Source organism: Gordonibacter pamelaeae 7-10-1-b, assembly GCF_000210055.1.
GTDB lineage: Bacteria > Actinomycetota > Coriobacteriia > Coriobacteriales > Eggerthellaceae > Gordonibacter > Gordonibacter pamelaeae.
On sequence record NC_021021.1, the window covers coordinates 1,817,972 to 1,819,077 of the forward strand.

Annotated in this window: 1 protein-coding gene; it reads right to left on the reverse strand. The window is 68.4% G+C overall.

Features of this window, described 5'->3' with window-relative positions; all coding sequences use genetic code 11:
* Positions 1–273 precede the first annotated feature (273 nt).
* Positions 274–657 (reverse strand): hypothetical protein, encoded by a 384-nt coding sequence (locus tag GPA_RS08435; RefSeq protein WP_015539604.1) that lies wholly within the window; start codon positions 655–657, stop codon positions 274–276.
* Positions 658–1,106: the final 449 nt, after the last annotated feature.

Here is a 1,106-nt window from a genome sequence, read left to right on the forward strand (position 1 = left end):
ACGCCGTCGCCGCGGAGAGCCGAGTTCCCTTCTACCGCGATGCCGCTGCATTCCTGGGCGCGCTCGTCGGTTAGGGGCCGCGCATCTGCCACAGCCTCGATTCTCGTCCACCTGATCGCAAGCCTTTGAACAGGCGTGATGGCAGGTAATACCTGGTCAGAAGTGTGGACGAAAATCGAGGCTGTGGCAACGGCCGAGCCACGACGACGGCGGCAACAGCCGGGCTGCGGGGCTATGGCGAGGCGCCCCGCCCCGCAGCCGTATCGGCAGCTGCTACTGCTTCTCCATCGCGGGCCTGAAGCAGGCGAGCGCCCAGGAGTCGTCGAGGGCGAGGCCTATCCGCTCCTCCAGCCCCTCGCAGCGGGCGGTCAGCCAGAGCGCATGCCACCCGAATGTGCGTCCCTGTCGTCCGCGCGGCTTCGGGAAAGCCACCCACAGCTCGCCGCGGCGGGAGAGCGCCTCGCGTGCCTCCGCGACGCGGGCACGGTACTCGTTCAGGTTCGTGGCGAACAGCACCACGAAGTCGTACGGCCCCCGGGAGGGGAAGGCGACCAGCTCCTGGCCGGCTGCCATGGCGTGGAACTCGGGCGGGGCGTACAGCGCGATCCCCTTCGCGCCCTCTTCCAGATGCATTTTCTTGAACACGGTGGACTCCATACGTCCTCCTTCCCTCATGTTCTTGACGGTTTTCCCGGCCAGTGTAGCGTGCCCGCCGCTTGCTGTGCCCATCGCCGCCGTTCTGCAACGCGCGCGTCGCCCGGCCTTCGCACGATGCGCACATGGCGCGGCTGCCGGAAATGTCCTACAATGGCTCCGTGATTGTCTTAGGATAATTTGCGCCGCGCAGCGTCGACGCACGGGTTCGGCGCCTGTCGCATCAAGGAGCGCAGTGCGCTGCCGGCACGGGCACGCGCGGCGAGCTCTCCGTTCGTTGTCGCGGGATGCGCACCCGCTGGGTCGGAAAGGGAAGGGGTGGCTCGATGCTCGGTCCGCTGATCGTGTGCTACCTGTTCCTGGGCGGAACGGGTGCTGGCGCGTGCCTCGTGCTCGCCGCGCTGGGGCTGCTGGCACCGGGCGAGCTCGTTGCGGTGCGGGGCGCGGGCGGG